Below are 19,142 nucleotides of genomic sequence, written 5' to 3' on the forward strand. Positions count from 1 at the left end.
CTACAAGTGAATTTTCTCGATAAATTCACTCATAATCCTATTATTTTTATTCATCATCAGGTTCACAAACATCTGCTTCAGTTAAATGATATGGATATGTTGCAACCACTATATTATTTTTTCTAAGCAAAGTCTCCCTTAAAAAGAATCCTGTATGATTATGTAAAAAACTTCCCCACCACTCATGAGTTTCAAATTCAGGTAAAATCACAGTAATCCTTTCATTTTCTGATGCTGCATTTGCCATTTTATCTAAATAATCTAAAATAGGTGTTACAACTGCTCTAAATGCAGAATATTTAGCTACTAATAAAATATCAGTATCAAGTAAGGCCCATTTATTCTTTAGTTTTTCTAAATCCTCTCTATTTGTTGATATATTTAAAGCTATTACATTAGAACTCAAACTCTGAGCATATTGAAGAGCTCCTAATGTTGCACTATTTAAACTTGCTAGAGGGACAACTACTATGTGATCATACTTTGCTTTTAAATCAATATTCTTTAAAGATGCCTTAGTTACCCTTAACCTACAAGCTACCCTATTATAATGAGCTTTAATTCTTAACTGAATTAAAATTATTAGTGGAATTAAAATTGCAACAATAAATGCTCCTTCGCTAAATTTTTCGACTAATATTATAATTGTAGTTAATAAAGTTAGAAAGGCACCAAACCCATTAATAATTGCACGTTTAATCCACCCATTTTCCTTGTCTTTACGCCAGTGATTTACCATACCATATTGACCTAGTGTAAAAGATATAAATACACCAATAGCATATAATGGTATTAATCTATGTGTGTCTGCTTTAAATATAATGACTAAAAGGCATGCTACAAATGACAATGCCCCTATTCCAAAAGAAAAACTAAGTCTCTTACCTCTTACGGTAAACTGTCTTGGTGCAAAACCATCCTTTCCTACTATATACATTAACATTGGAAACCCTGTATATGCAGTATTACACGCCATTAGCAAAATTACAGCTGTACTAAATTGAATTAAATAGTACATAAATCCATTATGAAAAATAGCATAGGCTATTTGAGATATAACTGTCGGTCCATTTTGTAACGGTACTGCTGTATAAAATATAGTAAGAATTGATGTTCCTCCAAAAATAAAAAATATTAACCCTGCTAATAAAATCATTACAGTTCTTGCACTTTTTTGGCTAGGCTCTTGAAAGTTTGGAACTGAATTACTTACTGCCTCCACTCCAGTTAAAGCCGAACATCCTGAAGAAAATGCTCTTAATATAAGAAATAAAGTTAAGTTTTCTGTAGTCTTATTAGGAATAGCGTATAGTGGTTCAGGGTGGATGTTTAAAATGAAATACTTAAACAAACCATATACAATCATAAAAATCATACTAAAAATAAATATATAAGTGGGTATAGCAAAAATTTTTGAAGATTCACTTATACCTCTTAAATTTAAAATAGTTAGTATTATAATAATAGTTACAACAAAAATAACTTTATATTGAGATAAGCCACTAAATGCAGAGATTATTGCATCAACTCCAGCACTCGCACTAACTGCTACAGTGAGTATGTAACTTATAATTAATCCAGCTCCAGCTGATAACCCTGCTTTAGTGCCTATATTTTCTGTTGCAACTTTATAAGCACCTCCACCTTGAGGATATGCTCTGATAATCTGTATGTATGAAATAGTTAATAAAATCAATAAGCCAATAATCATGAATGAAGTCCAAGTTAACCATTGATATGCAGTTGCTCCTAAAACAATTAAAACGAATAGAATCTCTTGAGCCGCGTATGCAACTGATGATATAGCATCACTTGCCATAATTGCAAGACCAAAAGGAATGTTATACTTTTCATGTGCTCCTTGTTCATTAGCCAAAGGTTCACCTAGTAATATATCCATAAACTTATCTAACATATGATTACCTCCAAATACTTTAATGATGCCCTAACTCAAACTAACTTTTTAAATAATCATTTATGTTATTTTAACCTAAATAAAAAAAAACATAAGTAAATGGAAATTTTCAAAAGAAAAAAATCTTTAGAAATAATTCTAAAGATTTTATATTAAAAATTTTATTTTTTTTGTACCAAATCCAATGCTTGATCAATTAATTTATCAGCTCTCATTCTTCCGTAATCAAACATGTCCATAATAGCTACTGGAATTTCTTTATTAATACATACATTCTCTATTTGCTTAATTTTAAATCTAATCTGTGGTCCAACTAAAACCACATCAATATTCTCTAAATGCTTCTCAATTTGAAATTCTGAAAATGCATTAACTGAAATATCTAATTGCCTTTCTTTTGCAGCCTCTTTCATTCGAAATGCCAGTATACTAGAAGACATTCCTCCAGCGCAAACTAATAGTATATTCACCATAAACCTCTTCCTCTCAAAACAACATATATAAATTTTATATTTTCAAAGAATAAATGTCAATGTTTACATATTCTTCTTGTAGCTACATTTTTTTGTTATTTTCATACTTTAAGATATTAAAACTGTACAATAGCTTAATATAAATTATTGTACAGTCTCAAATAACTCAAATCTATTTTCCTTGAGAATGCTGTAAATCTGTGTATTTAAAAGTTCTCCAATAGCATGTCCGACCATACTTAAATCATCATCTGTTGCAGCATTAGATATATTTAAAAAAGCTTGTCTTCTAAACACATCGTGTCCTTCTTTATCTATACCAGACTTATATTTTATCACTAATGAAAGTGATGATAGAATTGCTTCAGCCATAAATATCACCTCCTTTATACCAATTATATAAGGGATATATGCTGCTATTTTACATATCTCCATTTAAGTCGACTTCATTTCATTAAAAACTAAAAATCAAAACATTTTTTCATAACATATATCTTTCATGAAGGAGGTGATTTCTTATGGAAGTAAATGATCTAATTAACTTAATAGGTAACGTTGGCTTTCCAGTAGCTATTTCAGCCTATTTATTAATTAGACTTGAGAAAAACATAGCTGGCTTAACCTTTTCAATTAACAAGCTCAATACAATTATTTCAACTAAACTTGGAGTTGTTATTGATAATGAATAATCAGTATGTTTTATTTTAAAATTATTTTTAACATTCAGGTAAACTTTTCTAAAAGAACATATATCTTTTATGTAAAGTTTAGAAAGGAGGAGATGTAAATGGCTATTAATAAGGTTTTAAATTCCACTACTTTTAGTCTAGAGGTTCAAAGTGGAACAGATGCTTCTGGTGCACCAGTATTCAGAAAAAAGAATTTTTCAGGTATTAAACTAAATGCTACAACTGAAAATATTTCAGATGTTGCTCAAGCTATCAAAGGGATTTTAAATAATCCCACTAGAGATTTATTTCTAAACGAAACTTCTAAGCTAGCAAACAACTAAATGCAACTTAAAATTTATTATGGAAAGTAGGTGAAATAATGGAATATGTACTTTCAATGACCTTCGTAACTTCAAGTGGAGATAAAGCTTCATTCTCTGTTACAGGTGTAAAAGAATCAATAACTGAAGCTGAAGTTTCTGCATTGATGGATACAATAATCGCTAAAGATATATTTATTACTAAAAGCGGATCTTATGTATCAAAATATGGTGCTCAATTAACCCAAAGACAAATCACTAAATATGATCTTTAATCAATTAATTTATCTCATGTTAAAAAGAGTTCAACCGAAAAGTTGAACTCTTTTACTTCTTATATTGAAGTGTTGTTATTCTTTATTTCTAACATACTTTAAAGTTATACTTGGATTACTGGTTTTAATTGATCTTATTTCAAACTTATTTAAAGAAGCTACAAATGGAGTAAGCTTTGTATATCCATAGTTTCTACTATCAAAATCTGGATACCTCTTGTTTAGTGTACTACCAAGCTCACCTAAAAATGCCCAACCATCTTCATCAGAAATTTCAGTAATAATTGTTTTAATAGCTTCTATTAACTTTTCTCTACTTATGGTACCAACCTTATTCTCTTGATTCTTATGAACAGTTTTAACATTTTCAGTTTCTTCAATATTAGATGCCATAGATGCAAGCACCTCAAGATATTTAAACTTTTCACAGGCAGCAATAAATGGAGTTGGGGTCTTCTTCTCCCCCATACCAATTACATACATTCCAGCTTCTCGCAATCTTGATGCTAATCTTGTAAAATCACTATCACTTGAAACTATGCAAAACCCATCAACATTTTTTGAATATAATATATCCATTGCATCAATTATTAATGCCGCATCAGTTGAATTTTTTCCTGTTGTATAATTATATTGTTGAATTGGAGTTATGGAATAATTCAATAAAACATTCTTCCATGGTGCAAGCTGTGGCTTAGTCCAGTCTCCATATATTCTTTTATAAGTAGGTACTCCATGATTTGAAATTTCATCTATTATATATTTAATATATTTTTCTGACACATTATCTGCATCTATCAAAACAGCAATTCTCTTATCCTTATCCTTATCCATCATTTATCTCCTTCTTTCTTTAGCAAGAAAATATCACTTAACTTATATCCTTCTTTATTTATTCTACAAACTAACTAATATTTCCTTCATTCTATCATTCCTTTTTGAATATAACCATTTTTTACAATTTTATTATACTATAATATGCTTACTTAACTTATATTTAATTATATCTTAACATTTAGATGTTATTATAAACGCAAGAGGAGGTGAATAAAATGAATAATTTAAACATTTGTATTGATATTGATGGAACTATAACAGATGCTTATTATTGGCTTGATTTATGCAATTATTACTTTAATACCAATATAACTAAAGAACAAGTAACTGAATACGCTATTCATAATGTATTAGGTGTTAATGAAGAAGCATATAACGAATTTTATGAGAAAAATAAGTTTATACTTCATGAGGATCAGCCTTTAAGAGAAAATGTTCAAGAAATAATAACTAAGCTAGCTGAAGATAATAGTATATATTTTGTCACTGCAAGAGATACAAGTCTTAGTATGCTTACTCACAGATACTTAAGAAATAATAATATTCCCTATAATGATCTATTTGTTTTAGGTAGTCATTATAAAGTAGATAAAGCAATAGATTTAAATTGTGATATATTTATAGAGGATAATTATGAAAATGCTATTCAGCTTTCAACAGCTGGCTTCAAAGTTCTGCTGCTTGATACAAACTACAATAGACATATTTTAAATGAAAATATCATAAGAGTTCATTACTGGAATGAAATATATGAAATAATAGAAAAACTGTTATTACAAAATAAAGCAATGTAATAACAGTTTTTTGTGTTGACTTATAGTCCTCTATTTCTTTATAATAGGAATCCAAACTTCTGAGAAAAACCTATCATCATCTGCTGTATAGTATAGTTCCATTTCTGGTCCTTCTGCATGATCGTAACCTGAGCTTGGAAACCACTCCTGAAATATACGTCTCCATAATTCTTGAATCTTTTCTGTAACTTCTGATTCATAGTGCTCTTCTGTTCTAAAAACTACCCATGTAAAAGGATTAACTGAAACAGAGGTATATTCTTGTGGAACTTTAAGTTCATCTTCGAAATCAACAACACCTATCATATAAGGCATAGTGTCTTTTCCTGTATCTCTATATCCCATAATTCCATTAGCATCACAAAGCTTAAATTCACTTTCAATCTTAACTTTTTGCTGTACCTCACTTAACTTGTCTAAGATACCAGCCTCATAGCATTCTTCCCAAAATTTCGGTATTCTTATTAAGTTGTTACCATTTGTTAAATCAATAATCTCTTCTACCCCAAAAAACTTAAATGAACCCTTTTCTACAATCTTATAATTCATCTCTGCATCTCCTTTTATTGAAATATGAAAGGATAAAGGTGGATAAGCTTTTAGAAGTGTTCCCATTTCCCGTGCTGTAGTTGGTGATACTCCATGCAACTTGTTAAATGCTCTAGTAAATGCTTCTGGAGATTCATATCCATATTTTAGTGCAAGATCTATTACCTTAATACTGCTATTTTGTAATTCCAAAGCTGCTAATGTTAGTCTTCTGTGCCTAATATACTCTGCAAGAGATACATCTGTTATAAAAGAAAACATTCTTTGAAAATGATAGTTTGAACAGCATGCAACCTTCGCTACATCGTTATAATCAATTTCGTTAGTTAAGTTTTCTTCAATATACTTAATTGCACCATTCATTCTCTTAAGCCAATCCATTCTCTCACTCCCTTTCATTTACAATTATAGTATCAAGTGATATTTATTACCTTGCATATTATGCACCAATTTGCAAGATTAATTATAACATAACGCACAAAGAGACGTTTTGCTTACTATCGCAAGAAAACGTCTCTTTACCTTATTTTATTTTCTTCTCATATCTGCTATACATTATAAATGCTACTAATGAGAAGAATATTGGTCCTACAATCATCCACAAAGTCGATTTAAAATCAGGCTTGTCCTGTAATATAGGATCAATTATTGTAAATAGGTTTGCAAAAAATACTGTAATTGTAACTATAACTGCTGCAATTACTCCACTTCTGTAACTTTTGAATATTACAAATGGTTTCTCTATTTCTTTCTTCTTTTTGAATCCAATGAATGCTATTGCTATAAACAAATATGGCAACGTCATTGCAACGTTAGTCATAAGAACTATATAAGAGAAGAACTGAGATACTCCATCTCCTCCAAAGGCTGTAAGCATTACAAATGCACATACTAACCCACATTGCATCCACATAGCATTCCTTGGAATACCATCTTCGTCTATTTTACTGATAACTTTTGGCCATAATTCTTTTGGGGTACCTTCTATTATTTGCTTGATAGGTGAATATATCAATGTAAAATATGAACCTGTATAGGCTAGAAACATTGATAGTCCAACAACTCTAGCAAAAAATGCTCCAATGCTAACTGCTGTTGCCTGTCCTAATCCTAAACTTGTACCTATGGTATAACCTAAATTATTCATTATTATATAAGTTATATTAGCAAGGTTAATGCCCTTAGTTGCATTTAAGTCATTCCAATTTAAGAACATTCCACACATAAATATACCTAATGAGTATCCAATCGCAATTATTGTTGCTGATATAATCATTCCTTTTGGGAATGTTTTTTCTGGTTTTTCAGTTTCATCAACTAGTCCACCAACTGCTTCGATACCCCCATATGCAAATATTGCAAACACTAAAAATGATAGTATATTTATTAATGAATTACTATTTGGATTCGGAGAATCAATAAATGTTCTTACTGATGTAATAGGTTCAGCTAGTTTTCCACCATGTAATGCGAAAACTAAGATTGCTCCAATAAGTAATACAACATTAAGTAAAGCAATTGCTGTTCCTCCTACTGAGGTTACCTTACTTACACTCTTTAAGCCCTTTGATGCAATAAAGGTAACTAAAATAACAAATAGTATCGCTAGTATTCCAAGTATTTGTGTTGATGATAAACCTAAAAATGATAGTTCACTAGTAATATCCCTGCCAAAGACAAGATTTGAGAGGGGTATCCATATCTCTGTTGCAACACTTACCATCCAAATTACATAGGATGAATACCACATAAAGGTTCCTATAAACGCAAACTTACCTCCAACAGACTTTTCCATCCAAGAATATATTCCACCCTTTTCTTTTCTAAAAGCAGTTCCATACTCTGCCATCATAAATGCATAAAGAATGAAAAATGTTAATCCTGATAATATATACCAAGGAATTGCTGCGTATCCCATCTTATAAAAAGCCTTTGAAATATTATTGAATCCAAAAACTGATGTAAAAACCATTAACACTAATGGTATTAAAGTTAACTTTTTCTTGTTTTCCATTTTGAACTCCCCTATTGATGATATTTTTCCACATAAGTAGAAATTATAAAATAAAAGCAACCCATTTTCAAATACACTAAAAATCATTTTCTCAACAGAATGGTTCTCTGTAATTAATTTAACATAATCGCTATCTATATTTTGATATATTGTTAATTTAGTTTCGAAACTGATTCATATTATTTAAAATACAAAAAATACTCCTTCCAAAAATAGCAAAAACTTTTTTCCCAGCTCTTGACAAAAATATCTCAAAGTATTACATTAATACTATACCAAATCAGTATACATTAGGAGAGATTATATGAAAATAACACAAGAAGCAGATTATGGATTACGTGTAGTTCTCTATTTATCAAAATTAGAGCAAGGGGCTAAAGTTGACGCTGCTACTATATCAGAGCATGAAGGATTGCCATTAAGATTTTTACTTAAACTTTTAAGGAAACTTATTGCCAGTGGAATTATAAAGTCTTTTCGTGGTGTTAATGGTGGTTATTCTCTTAACAAACTTCCTGAAGAAATCACACTTAGGGATGTTATAGAATCAATAAATGGTCCTATTTACGTAAATCGTTGCATGATTGATCCTGCATACTGTAATGCTCATAAAGGTAATCGTTGTGAAATCCATAGAGCTTTAGGAGGTATACAAGAAAGCCTCGTATCTAAACTTCAAGGAGTTAATTTTAAAGATTTAAAAGAGGGGAAATACTAATCCCCATTTTTTATAATTAATACTATACCATTTTGGTATACTTTCAAGGAGGAGTTTTAAATGAATACTTGTGGAAACTGTACAACATGCTCAAGTGCTGATAAAGTTCTTGAAAATTTTATTGCAAATGTCGATGTAGAAACCTCTCACCATAGAGTGGAAACTCAAAGCATCAAGTGTGGCTTTGGTCAACAAGGGGTTTGCTGCCGTCTTTGTGCAAATGGTCCATGTAGAATTACACCAAAGTCCCCTCGTGGAGTATGTGGCGCTAATGCTGATACAATTGTTGCCCGCAATTTTTTAAGAGCAGTAGCTGCTGGAGCAGGATGTTATCTTCATATTGTTGAAACAACTGCCCTTAACTTAAAGAAAACTGGAGAAAATAAAGGAACTATTAAAGGTGTAAATGCCCTAAATCACCTTGCTGAACTTTTTGAAATAAAAGAAGAAGATATGCATAAGAAAGCTATCCTAATTTCTGATGCTGTTTTGAAAGATCTATATAAACCAAGATATGAAAAAATGGAGTTAACAGAAAAAATGGCTTATGCTCCAAGATTTAAAAAATGGAAAGAACTTAATATACTCCCTGGCGGCGCAAAATCTGAAGTTTTTGATGCTGTAGTAAAGACATCTACTAATCTAAGCAGTGACCCAGTTGATATGCTACTTAACTGCTTGAATCTTGGAATATCCACTGGCCTTTATGGACTTACTTTAACCAATCTTCTAAACGACGTTATGCTTGGAGAACCTGTTATTCGTCCCGCGAAGGTTGGATTCAAAGTTGTAGATTCAGATTATATAAACATAATGATTACTGGACACCAACATTCTATATTCTCCCACATGCAAGATAGACTTTTAGATAAGGACATTGTAGAAAAAGCTAAAGCTGCTGGAGCTAAAGGCTTTAAACTTGTGGGATGTACTTGTGTAGGACAAGACTTACAACTTAGAGGAGAACATTACAAAGATGTGTTCTCTGGCCATGCAGGAAATAACTTCACAAGTGAAGCTCTTATCACAACTGGGGGGATAGATATAATTCTATCAGAATTTAATTGTACATTACCTGGTATAGAACCAATTGCTGATGAATTCCAAGTTAAAATGATATGTCTTGATGATGTAGCTAAAAAAGCTAATGCAGATTATATAAACTATAGCTATGAGGAAAGAGAAGAAATAACCTTAAAGATAATTGAGGAAGCTGTTAAGAGTTATACAGATAGAAGAAAAAATGTTGGTATAAATATACCTATGGATCATGGATTTGACGATGTAATTACTGGAGTTAGTGAAAACTCTCTTAGAGAATTCCTAGGTGGTACATGGAAGCCTCTTATTGATTTAATCGCTAGTGGGAAAATCAAAGGGGTTGCTGGTGTTGTTGGTTGTTCAAATCTTACAGCTAAAGGACATGATGTATTTACTGTTGAACTTACAAAAGAACTTATTAAAAGAGATATCATAGTTTTATCAGCAGGATGCTCAAGCGGTGGTTTAGAAAATGTTGGTTTAATGTCTCCTTCTGCTGCTTCTCTTGCAGGTGATAACTTAAAAGCTGTATGTGAAAGTTTAGGAATTCCTCCTGTTTTAAACTTTGGACCATGCTTAGCAATAGGAAGACTTGAAATTGTTGCATCTGAATTAGCTAAATACTTAGGAATAGATATTCCAGAACTTCCATTAGTTCTATCAGCCCCTCAATGGCTAGAAGAACAAGCTCTTGCTGATGGCGCCTTTGGACTTGCTTTAGGACTTCCTTTACATCTTGCAATTCCTCCATTCATAACTGGAAGTAAGGTTGTTACCAAGGTATTAACTGAAGATTTAAAAGACATTACTGGTGGTCAGCTAATTCTTGAAGATGATGTAATTAAAGCAGCTGATCGACTTGAAGAGATTATTCTTAATAGAAGAAATAGTCTAGGCTTAGCCTAATTAATTTTTAGGAGGACATAGCTTATGAATAAGATAGTAATAGATAAAGCTATATGCCAAGGGTGTTTAAATTGCACCCTTGCCTGTATGGCTGAACACAATGATATTGGGAATTCAATCTTTAATTTAGACCTTGAAGATACAAAAAATGAAAGCAGAAGTTATATAGCCTTAGATTCTAATAGAAAGGCTTCTCCTATTTTTTGCAGACATTGTGATGAACCTGAATGTGTCAATGCTTGCATGAGTGGTGCTATGACTAAAGACTCTATAACTGGTGTTGTATCCTATAATAAAGAAAAATGTGCATCCTGTTTTATGTGCGTAATGTCATGTCCCTATGGGGTGCTTAAGGCTGATGATAATACCAAGAAAGTTATTTTAAAATGTGATTTATGTAATGGAAGATCAGTTCCTAGATGTGTTGAGAATTGCCCAACCGGAGCTATTTCCCTAAGTAAGGAGGCATGAATATGAGATATGTAATTATAGGTGCTAGTGCAGCTGGTATAAATGCTGCTAAAACTCTAAGAGAAACAGACTCAGAATGTGAAATAGTTTTAATCTCCAAAGATGAAAATGTATATTCCAGATGCATGCTTCATCTATATATAAGTGGCGAAAGAAACTTAGATTCTCTTTCCTTTATTGAAAATGATTTCTTTGATAAAAATAAAATAACTTGGCTTAAAGGCTTAAGTGTAATGCAAATTAATGATACATTGAAAACTTTAGAATTAAGTAACAATAAAACTTTAAGCTATGACAAACTTCTAATTGCTTCTGGTGCTTCAGCTTTTATTCCTCCAGTTAAAAATCTAAGAGAAGCTACAAATGTATTTCCCCTAAGAAATATTGAAGATGCTATCTCTATAGCAAAGAGATATAAATATGGAGATAATGTAGTAATAATAGGTGGTGGACTTGTAGGAATTGATGCTGCTATTGGATTAATTCACAAAAGTGCTAATATTCATTTAGTTGAAATGGCTGATAGAATATTACCTCTTCAATTAGATAAAACTGCTTCCTCAAAATACGAAAATCTTCTTCTTAAAAACAATGTTAAATTATATCTTAATTCATCTGCAAAAGAAGTTATTTTAAATGAAAAAGGGGAAGCTGCTACTTTAGCCTTAAGTGATGGCACTGAAATCTCATGTGATTTAGTTATAGTTGCAGCTGGAGTAAGACCTAATATAGATTTTATAAAAGATACTCAAATTAAAACAGATAGAGGTATTTTAATAGATAATACTTGTAAAACAAATATAGATGATATATTTTCTGCTGGTGATGTGACTGCCCTATCTCCTATATGGCCAGTTGCAGCTAGACAAGGTAAATGCGCTGCACTTAATATGTTGGGCAAGGAAACTACTTGTGATGACACTTTTGCATACCTAAATTCAATGAATTTCCTTGGCCTTGAGTCTGTTTCAATTGGAACAATTGAGGCTCCTGATAACACCTACTCTACTGAGATTTATGAAACAAAAAATATATACAAAAAAATTATTCATAAGAACGGAATAATTTATGGTGCATTGCTTCAAGGCGATATATCTTACTGTGGGGTTTTATGTAATCTAATAAAAAATAAGATTAACATTTCTCACTTAAACAAAAGTATATTTAAAATAAACTCAGCTGATTTCTAAAATTTAAAGGTTATGTTTGATAATTATACAAACATAACCTTCCTTTTAGTTTTTAAGCCATTCTTTAACTAGTGCACTAAACAGTTCTTCTTGTTCTATTTGCAAGTTATGCCCTGCTTTATCTAAAACAGCAAAAGTTGCTCTTGGGTAATTATCAAGAATGTTCCATGCATCTTTATATCCTACGCAATCATCTTGTCTACCTAATAAAATAAGAGCTGGCTTATCAAATTTTTTATCTAGCTTATCAACCTCAAAGGTAAAACTATATCCAGTTTTTATAAACCTTTCTATAAATTCCTCATTAGCCAATTCTACCCCACTTATAATTTCTTTCTTATATCTTTCATATATCCTTTCGCTTTGAACAACTGTGCTATCATTGAAAGAACTAGCTTCTTCAGTAGTTAATTTAGATAAAACTTGCTCATCCTTAACTAAAACAATATGTTCTGAAACATTTCTATCGCTATACTTAGGTAATATTACTGGACAAATTAATAAAACCCCGTCAATTCTCTCAGGCATTTTATATACTAGTCCTCTTGTGATATATCCGCCGTAAGATTCACCTGCTACTAAGAAATTTTCATTAGGAATTATTTTATTAATGAACTCCATTACAATCTCTAGCATAATATCTGAATTAATTATTCGCTCTGAGCACTGAGATTTTCCCATACCAGGTAAATCTAAATATATTCTTTTATAATTTTCTTTTGCACTAAACATAGGTTCCATACATCCTGTCATTAGCTTATGATCTACACCATAACCATGTATCATAAGGATAGGTTTTCCCTCACCAATTATTTCATAATTTAAAGTTAAGTCTCTTACTATACACTCCATACCTATTACCCCTTTACTTATTTTATCCAAAATGTCTTTCTATTTTAATTATAATACTGTAATTTCTAAACATAATAGTTAATAAACGCATCTCTATTATTTTTTACATAAATAAAAGCTACTGCCTTTTAAATCTATAAAGTGTAGTAGCTTTTGTTATATTTATTTTTTAGAATATATAATTTTCTTTATACTCTCAACAGATAGAAAAAACTCTTCAGCTAACTCTTTAATTTTGCAGCCACTTCTATACTTCATAAGAATTTCTTCATTTCTACATTGTATATAAGCCCTAGTACCTGAGTTTTCTCCCCATCTTTTTCTTTTCTCTACTTCAGATGGTATATAAATATATCCACCTTGAACATATTTTTGGATTTCCTTAACTAAATCCATTGGTAAAATAGTTTCTGCCTTAGTGTATCTCATAATGCTCAGCTCCTTAAATTCATACTTTAAATTTAAGAGGCAAAGCCTGTATACAAATGACTATTGTAATGCGACTAATATATAAATCTATGCTCTCTATGCAAATTGTCGCCATCTGTCATACCTACAGACTTTGCACAGAGCAATAATGTATTCTGTCTTTCTAAAAGCTGTGCTCTCATATTATTCCCCCCATTATCTTTTTATAAATAATAACAAATATAGTAGTTATATTCAATGAAATACTTTCATGATTTATAGGTTTTATATGCATTGTAATCTATATATCCATGTTTTTTACTTTCAATCATAAGCCATAAGTTAATAAAATCGAATGGTACTAACGCAACTATAAAAAATATATTATTGGGAGTAAAAATACTCATTATTACCCCACTCACAATAAATACAAGGGCGTTAAATACTGAAAATATTAATTGTAATTTAAAATATTCTTTTGGCTTTATAATCTCCATTTCTTTTCTTTTGATATATCTCTTGAAATAGTAATTAATCTTGCTCTTATTCAATAATGAGTATATTAAATAGATTACTCCTAAAGCTATCAATAACATACCAGGCCAATTCAATTTAACACGCCCCTCCTAATTATTAAGTGCTTAAAAAATTCCAATTCCTTACTTAATAATTATAACATTCCATGTGATTAGTGTATACACTGAGTGTTTATTGTGTCCAATAAATCAAAGAAAAAGAGGGATATTTTAAATACCCCTCTCATCCATATTATATATATCTGAGAACTCAATTCTAATTCTTTCAACACAATTATCTATCATGCTATTAACTTGTTTGTTGCTTTCTTCTCTTGTAATATTGTCAGCTATCCTTATAGGAAGCTTTATTATAAACTTTGTCCCAACCCCATATTTACTTTCAACATCTATATCTCCACTGTGCATTTCTACAAGAGATTTCACAAGTGATAACCCAATCCCACTCCCTTCATGATTTCTAGCAAAGGACTTATCAACTTGTCTAAATCTATCAAATATTATATTCAACTTTTGTGGAGGAATTCCAATACCTGTATCCTCAACAGTAATAGTTATATACTCTTCTCCATCAAGTATATTTACAAATATCTCTCCTCCTGCTGGAGTAAATTTTACAGCATTGGATAGAAGATTTAAAATTATTCTTTCAATTTTATCTAAATCACAAGCTATCATCTTTTCTTCAACATCAGTATCAAAAGTCAATGATATATTATTACTATTTATATACTCAGCTACTGACATAGTGATTTCTTCAACTACATTTATAATATTGCAATTAACCATATTAAGCTCAAAATAACCTGAATCTAATTTTGTAGAATCAATTAGATTATTTATTAATCTTAAAAGTCTAAAACAGTTTTGCTTTTCTATCTTTAAGTTGTTTAGTACTTTTTCTCTATCTAACGGCTTGTCTCTATTTTGCATTTCCATTTCAACAATCTGAGTTACCCCAAAAATTATGTTTAATGGTGTTTTTAACTCATGAGAAATATTCCCAAAAAATTCTGTTCTTAAGTTCTCCAATTCATGCGCTTCCTTTTGTGATGCAAGTTCAGCTAACTTTCTATCTGTAATATCTCTAACTGTGGTTATTATTTCTTCATTTTCATCAAACTTAATAACACTAGTATTTAATTCTACCCAAAACTCATTTCCATCTTTAGTTGTAAAAATGCACTCAAATACAATAGTGTCATTTTTCCTAGCTTTTTGAAATGATTGCATTAATTGAATCTTTGTTAGTATTGATTTTTCAGACATAAGGTCATTTATATTCATGTTGATAAGTTCAACATTTGCATATCCGAACATAGTAGAAGCCGTTTGATTACAATCTATAATTTCTCCATAAAAATCATGAACAAAAATTGCATCGTTTACAGAATTATAAATTGTATATAAATATTTTTGATTTTTAGCAAGCTCTCTTTTAGAGAATTCATTTTCAATTCGACTTAGTCCACTTTCTGCTAAGGTATTTACAAGCCCTTGATAATAACCTATTATATCTTGTACTTTTTTCTTTGAATACCTAGGCACTCTATCAAGTGCTTCCATATAATCATCTACATCAAATCCAAATTGCAGTGCTTGATTATAGAAGAAGTCTCTGTCAATTTCCTCATCATCATAAAAGAATTGGCCCATGAAAATTGTAGCCAAATGTTCTCCTGCTATTATAATAGGAACTCCAATATCCCACATATTATTTAAGCACTTATACTCAATATATTTTCCCTTTATAAGATTTTCATTAATACTCTTATCACTTAAAGTGCAGCGTTCATTTGTTTCTTGATGTCCTCTATGAAATTTTGTGCAAATATCTTGCCATCCAATTTTAACATAAATAGTTCCATCAACATCAATAATACCTACAGGAATACCTGAAATGGCGTATAGGCTTTCGGCCATTTTCTCTAGGGCACTTACATTTACTAATTCCGAAAAATTTAATTTTCCCATAAAAAAACTCCTTATGTAGTATCTTTTAATTAAACAAATTTATCTCAGAATATCAATAAAAACTAATGTATCACAAATACTGCATTCTAATGTATTATATCATGTAAATAATACTTGAAAAAGAATAATTTGGGTTATATAGAAAATTATTGTCATATTTTATGGTGCTATTAATTACTTTTGGATCTAATGTATTAAAATAAAAAGGTAACTCAAAATAAAATGAGTTACCTTTTATCTATTTTCTTGATTCTGGATTATTAAACCAATCTATTGTTGCTTTTCCTTGATCCTCTGGAAGTATACTAAAAACATGGTCATGTAGCCACCCTATTGTTTTCCCTTTTAAATATTGTCTCATTTGTTCTTCTGCTTCAAGCATTACAACTTTTATAGTACATGGACATTTTGTATACAGCTCTGGTTTATTATTTTTATCAAGTAATATACCATTTTGTCTTATTTCTGCACATTGAAATAAAGGTGATGTCCCCTCTACAGCCTCAACAACATCCCAAAAAGTAATTTCCTCTGCCTTACGTGCAAGTTCATATCCTCCATTAACCCCAGGAATAGATCTTACAATTCCAGCTTTTCTTAACTTTGTATATACCTTTGATAAATATGTTTCTGAAACCCCTTGAAAGGTCGCCAAATCTTTAATTCCAACTGATTTACCTGATGGAATGTCTACCATATATAATAAGCAATGTAATGCATATTCTACCCCAATGGAAAATTGCAATAAAATCACCATCCTAAAAAAATATAATCTTCCCACATAATACTTCATAAACTTTTTTTAGTCAATATCCCTCTCGTATATCATGGATAATATTTATCTATAATATATGTTGACTTTTACAAATTAACCGCATATAATAATTATAGACAACACTTATCTATAATGTATGTGTTATCCATTAATTTTCTAGTGTTGTTCAATATATTTTAGGAGGATTTATAAATGCTTACAGAAAAGTTTTATGACGTATTAAAACATGAAGGTGTAGTTTCAATAGTATCTTGGGGGATAGATGAGCCTCATATTGTTAACACTTGGAACTCATTTATAGTTGTTACAGATGATGAAAGATTATTAATTCCAGCAGCTGGAATGCGTAAAACTGAAAAAAATATCAATGAAAATAATAAAGTAAAATTAGCACTAGGTACTAAAGAAGTTTTAGGTTATAAGGATTACCAAGGAACTGGTTTCGTAATAGATGGAACTGCAAAATATCTTGAATCAGGATCTGATTTTGACATGATGAAAGAAAAGTTTCCATTCTTAAGTAGAGTTTTAGAAATAACAGTTAGTTCAGCTGTTCAAAAAATCTAATAAAATAATATATTTTAAGAGAATTACCCCAATAAAATAGCCTTTGAGATATAGATTCTTCCATATATATCTCAAAGGCTTATATTTTAATATAAATTATCCATAATATTATCCTTTCATTTTTTCCTTAAATTTGAATATACATAATATATAAAAAGTAACTTATATATTATAAAAGGAGTTGTTTCATTTATGGATAAATTGAATACATTATTGAATGAACTCAGAGAAAAAGAAAATCTATCTTTTACCGATTTAGAGGAATCAACTGGCATATCTGCGACGTATCTGTGGCTTTTAGAGACAAAGGCTAATAAAATTCCTTCCCCAAGAATTTTGAATACTTTAGCTAATTTTTATAATGTGGATTATACTATTTTTATTAATGCAATAAAGGAACGATAAGCAAAAAACTAAGAGATATAAGTTCTCTTAGTTTTTTTAGTTAAATATTCAAGCATATATTAATTAATTGCTATAAAACTAAAATCGTAATAAAATAAGTAGAGATTTATTTCTATCGAAGTTTTTAGTTTAGTAATGACGAAAGTGAGTGAAAACATAATGAAATTTCAGCCGAGAACAAAAGGAATTATTCTTGTAATTATAGGGTCAATGCTATGGGGAGTATCTGGAACTGTTGCGCAGTATTTATTTCAGCAAAAAGGATTTACTCCAGAATGGCTTGTAGTGATTCGTTTATTGGTTACAGGATTAATTTTATTAGTATATGCTCTCCTAAAAGGTACTGATGATATATGGAAGGTTTGGAAAACTAAACATACAGCATTAACCCTTTTACTTTTTAGTATATTTGGGATGGTGGCTGTCCAATATACATATTTTGCTGCCATAAAGCATGGAAATGCTGCAACTGCTACTATACTTCAATACCTATCTCCAGTTGTAATTGCATGTTATTTATCTATTAGAAGTAAAAAGTTGCCAAGCCTCTATGAAATCATCGCTATTTCATTAGCAATGTTAGGTACTTTTCTTATAATTACAAAAGGAAATATCCATAACATCTCCATTTCAAAATTAGCATTATTTTGGGGAATCCTTTCAGCTTTTGCTGCAGCTTTCTACACATTACAACCTCGTTCTTTACTTGCAAAATATAGTTCTACAATAATAGTTGGATGGGGAATGCTAATTGGTGGAATTGCCTTTAGTTTCGTTAAACAACCATGGGATACCTCAGGCACCTTGTCCATTAATTCTATATTAGCTATTATATTTGTTGTTTTATTTGGAACTCTAATTGCTTTCTATTGCTATATGGAAAGCTTAAAGTATATAGACCCTACTGAAGCAAGCATATTGTCTTCAGTGGAACCTCTATCAGCTGCCCTTTTATCAGTAGTTTGGTTAAAAGTTTCTTTAGGAATTATAGAATGGATAGGTATAATTTGTATTATAGTCACAATTATGATTTTATCATATGCAAAAAACAAACCTAGTAATGCAACTATTAATTCTTAGTCTCGAATCTTAATTATGCCAACTAACTAATTAGAAAAAGCTGGTTAGTGTGATTAATATCACTCTAACCAGCCTTAGTTTTTATTTAGTATTATATTTATTTATTGCTTTTTTTCTTAACTTAACACCTAGTGTTTCACTTACGAATCTATCAATAATTTCTTCTTTAGTAGTTTTTCCAGGAATAATATCTATATTATATCTCTTGCATAACTTACTTAAGTCTGCCTTATTTATGTCACAAGTTTTTATAAAAGCAATTGCACTTTTCACACTAGGCATAACCATTATACGTTTATATATTTCATCATTTGTCATAGATTATATTTAATGGACCATTGTATACTTTTATACCGCTCCACTAAATTTTC

Annotated in this window: 23 protein-coding genes; 11 read left to right on the forward strand and 12 right to left on the reverse strand. The window is 30.3% G+C overall.

The window, feature by feature from the left end; genetic code table 11:
* Positions 1–46: 46 nt before the first annotated feature.
* From PTZ02_RS08055 to PTZ02_RS08065, 3 genes are all read right to left on the reverse strand, one after another.
* Positions 47–1,915, reverse strand: a complete 1,869-nt coding sequence (locus PTZ02_RS08055; RefSeq protein WP_274227274.1) for an APC family permease — start codon at positions 1,913–1,915, stop codon at positions 47–49.
* A 161-nt stretch (positions 1,916–2,076) separates the two neighbouring features.
* On the reverse strand, positions 2,077–2,388 hold the full coding sequence (locus PTZ02_RS08060; protein ID WP_274227275.1) for a PTS sugar transporter subunit IIB: 312 nt from the start codon (positions 2,386–2,388) through the stop codon (positions 2,077–2,079).
* Between the two features lie 144 nt (positions 2,389–2,532).
* Positions 2,533–2,760: a DUF1659 domain-containing protein gene (locus PTZ02_RS08065; protein ID WP_274227276.1), complete on the reverse strand. Its 228-nt coding sequence runs from the start codon at positions 2,758–2,760 to the stop codon at positions 2,533–2,535.
* 146 nt (positions 2,761–2,906) lie between these two features.
* Here PTZ02_RS08065 and PTZ02_RS08070 point away from each other — a divergent pair, with 146 nt between their 5' ends.
* From PTZ02_RS08070 to PTZ02_RS08080, 3 genes are all read left to right on the forward strand, one after another.
* Complete coding sequence (locus PTZ02_RS08070; RefSeq protein WP_274227277.1) at positions 2,907–3,077, forward strand: YvrJ family protein; 171 nt, start codon at positions 2,907–2,909, stop codon at positions 3,075–3,077.
* 98 nt (positions 3,078–3,175) lie between these two features.
* Positions 3,176–3,400 carry a DUF1659 domain-containing protein gene (locus PTZ02_RS08075; protein WP_274227278.1) on the forward strand — a complete coding sequence of 75 codons (225 nt, stop codon included), beginning with the start codon at positions 3,176–3,178 and terminating at the stop codon, positions 3,398–3,400.
* A 38-nt stretch (positions 3,401–3,438) separates the two neighbouring features.
* Complete coding sequence (locus PTZ02_RS08080; RefSeq protein ID WP_274227279.1) at positions 3,439–3,654, forward strand: DUF2922 domain-containing protein; 216 nt, start codon at positions 3,439–3,441, stop codon at positions 3,652–3,654.
* Positions 3,655–3,729: 75 nt separating this feature from the next.
* On the opposite strand, the gene PTZ02_RS08085 is transcribed toward PTZ02_RS08080, so the two are convergent.
* Entirely contained in the window at positions 3,730–4,488 is a 759-nt protein-coding gene (locus tag PTZ02_RS08085; protein WP_274227280.1) for an NYN domain-containing protein, read from the reverse strand.
* Positions 4,489–4,706: 218 nt separating this feature from the next.
* On the opposite strand from PTZ02_RS08085, the gene PTZ02_RS08090 reads away from it, so the two are divergent.
* Positions 4,707–5,285, forward strand: coding sequence for a 5' nucleotidase, NT5C type (locus PTZ02_RS08090; protein WP_274227281.1), 579 nt, complete (start codon positions 4,707–4,709; stop codon positions 5,283–5,285).
* Positions 5,286–5,315: 30 nt separating this feature from the next.
* Here the strand turns inward: PTZ02_RS08090 and PTZ02_RS08095 are convergent, their stop codons facing one another.
* Both PTZ02_RS08095 and yjeM read right to left on the reverse strand, forming a co-directional pair.
* Positions 5,316–6,215 carry an AraC family transcriptional regulator gene (locus PTZ02_RS08095; protein ID WP_274227282.1) on the reverse strand — a complete coding sequence of 300 codons (900 nt, stop codon included), beginning with the start codon at positions 6,213–6,215 and terminating at the stop codon, positions 5,316–5,318.
* A 142-nt stretch (positions 6,216–6,357) separates the two neighbouring features.
* Complete coding sequence (gene yjeM, locus PTZ02_RS08100; RefSeq protein WP_274227283.1) at positions 6,358–7,848, reverse strand: glutamate/gamma-aminobutyrate family transporter YjeM; 1,491 nt, start codon at positions 7,846–7,848, stop codon at positions 6,358–6,360.
* A gap of 304 nt (positions 7,849–8,152) precedes the next feature.
* Between yjeM and PTZ02_RS08105 the strand changes: the two genes are divergently transcribed.
* The 4 genes from PTZ02_RS08105 to PTZ02_RS08120 are packed head-to-tail and all read left to right on the forward strand — an operon-like array spanning position 8,153 to position 12,174.
* Positions 8,153–8,566 (forward strand): RrF2 family transcriptional regulator, encoded by a 414-nt coding sequence (locus PTZ02_RS08105; protein ID WP_274227284.1) that lies wholly within the window; start codon positions 8,153–8,155, stop codon positions 8,564–8,566.
* 60 nt (positions 8,567–8,626) lie between these two features.
* Positions 8,627–10,513, forward strand: coding sequence for an anaerobic carbon-monoxide dehydrogenase catalytic subunit (gene cooS, locus PTZ02_RS08110; protein ID WP_274227285.1), 1,887 nt, complete (start codon positions 8,627–8,629; stop codon positions 10,511–10,513).
* A 24-nt stretch (positions 10,514–10,537) separates the two neighbouring features.
* Positions 10,538–10,984, forward strand: coding sequence for a 4Fe-4S dicluster domain-containing protein (locus PTZ02_RS08115; RefSeq protein WP_274227286.1), 447 nt, complete (start codon positions 10,538–10,540; stop codon positions 10,982–10,984).
* Between the two features lie 2 nt (positions 10,985–10,986).
* Positions 10,987–12,174: an NAD(P)/FAD-dependent oxidoreductase gene (locus PTZ02_RS08120; protein WP_274227287.1), complete on the forward strand. Its 1,188-nt coding sequence runs from the start codon at positions 10,987–10,989 to the stop codon at positions 12,172–12,174.
* A 45-nt stretch (positions 12,175–12,219) separates the two neighbouring features.
* Here PTZ02_RS08120 and PTZ02_RS08125 read toward each other — a convergent pair whose 3' ends face one another.
* From PTZ02_RS08125 to PTZ02_RS08145, 5 genes are all read right to left on the reverse strand, one after another.
* A complete protein-coding gene (locus PTZ02_RS08125; RefSeq protein WP_274227288.1) occupies positions 12,220–13,026 on the reverse strand; it encodes an alpha/beta fold hydrolase in 807 nt (268 codons plus the stop codon).
* Between the two features lie 162 nt (positions 13,027–13,188).
* Positions 13,189–13,455: a CD3324 family protein gene (locus PTZ02_RS08130; RefSeq protein ID WP_274227289.1), complete on the reverse strand. Its 267-nt coding sequence runs from the start codon at positions 13,453–13,455 to the stop codon at positions 13,189–13,191.
* Positions 13,456–13,703: 248 nt separating this feature from the next.
* A complete protein-coding gene (locus PTZ02_RS08135) occupies positions 13,704–14,045 on the reverse strand; it encodes a hypothetical protein (protein ID WP_274227290.1) in 342 nt (113 codons plus the stop codon).
* A gap of 135 nt (positions 14,046–14,180) precedes the next feature.
* On the reverse strand, positions 14,181–15,944 hold the full coding sequence (locus tag PTZ02_RS08140) for a sensor histidine kinase (protein WP_274227291.1): 1,764 nt from the start codon (positions 15,942–15,944) through the stop codon (positions 14,181–14,183).
* Between the two features lie 238 nt (positions 15,945–16,182).
* Positions 16,183–16,689, reverse strand: a complete 507-nt coding sequence (locus PTZ02_RS08145) for an RrF2 family transcriptional regulator (RefSeq protein WP_274227292.1) — start codon at positions 16,687–16,689, stop codon at positions 16,183–16,185.
* Positions 16,690–16,911: 222 nt separating this feature from the next.
* Here PTZ02_RS08145 and PTZ02_RS08150 point away from each other — a divergent pair, with 222 nt between their 5' ends.
* From PTZ02_RS08150 to PTZ02_RS08160, 3 genes are all read left to right on the forward strand, one after another.
* Positions 16,912–17,286 carry a pyridoxamine 5'-phosphate oxidase family protein gene (locus PTZ02_RS08150; RefSeq protein ID WP_274227293.1) on the forward strand — a complete coding sequence of 125 codons (375 nt, stop codon included), beginning with the start codon at positions 16,912–16,914 and terminating at the stop codon, positions 17,284–17,286.
* 192 nt (positions 17,287–17,478) lie between these two features.
* Entirely contained in the window at positions 17,479–17,691 is a 213-nt protein-coding gene (locus PTZ02_RS08155; RefSeq protein WP_274227294.1) for a helix-turn-helix domain-containing protein, read from the forward strand.
* Between the two features lie 159 nt (positions 17,692–17,850).
* Positions 17,851–18,771 (forward strand): DMT family transporter, encoded by a 921-nt coding sequence (locus tag PTZ02_RS08160; RefSeq protein WP_274227295.1) that lies wholly within the window; start codon positions 17,851–17,853, stop codon positions 18,769–18,771.
* Between the two features lie 81 nt (positions 18,772–18,852).
* Here the strand turns inward: PTZ02_RS08160 and PTZ02_RS08165 are convergent, their stop codons facing one another.
* Complete coding sequence (locus PTZ02_RS08165) at positions 18,853–19,044, reverse strand: hypothetical protein (RefSeq protein ID WP_274227296.1); 192 nt, start codon at positions 19,042–19,044, stop codon at positions 18,853–18,855.
* Between the last annotated feature and the right edge of the window lie 98 nt (positions 19,045–19,142).

The organism is Clostridium sp. 'White wine YQ' (assembly GCF_028728205.1).
In the GTDB taxonomy this organism is placed as follows: domain Bacteria; phylum Bacillota; class Clostridia; order Clostridiales; family Clostridiaceae; genus Clostridium_T.